This is a genomic window from Christensenella intestinihominis, assembly GCF_001678845.1.
GTDB classification, from domain to species: Bacteria; Bacillota; Clostridia; order Christensenellales; family Christensenellaceae; genus Christensenella; species Christensenella intestinihominis.
This window is the reverse complement of the sequence record NZ_MAIQ01000028.1, coordinates 1-363: the sequence shown is the minus strand read 5'-3', so window position 1 is coordinate 363 and position 363 is coordinate 1. Positions and strand designations below refer to the sequence as shown.

General features: G+C 46.3%; 1 pseudogene. It reads left to right on the top strand.

Going from position 1 to position 363, the window contains the following annotated elements:
• Nucleotides 1-238, top strand: a pseudogene (tnpA, locus tag BBD38_RS14985) (IS200/IS605 family transposase); the annotation flags it as partial.
• Nucleotides 239-363 lie beyond the last annotated feature (125 nt).

Here is a 363-nt window from a genome sequence, read left to right as displayed (position 1 = left end):
GTGAAGATTCCCCCCCAAATATAGGGTAGCACAGATAATGGGATACCTCAAGGGCAAGAGTTCGCTGATGCTATTTGAGAGATTCCAAAATCTGAAGTACAAGTTTGGGAACCGCACATTCTGGTGCAAGGGCTATTATGTTAGTACGGTCGGGCTGAATGAAGAGACAATAAAGAAATATATACGAAACCAGCAAGACCACGACAAGGCAACAGATAATGTGAAAAGACCGGACTAAGCCCCTGTTAGGGGCAGCCCGGTAATCAGCACAGAAGTTGGCTACCAAGCACCTTAAGGTGCTGTGATAGCGAAATACCCTTACAGGGTTAGTGCAAACTGCGCGTTGAACGCGCAGTTATGATT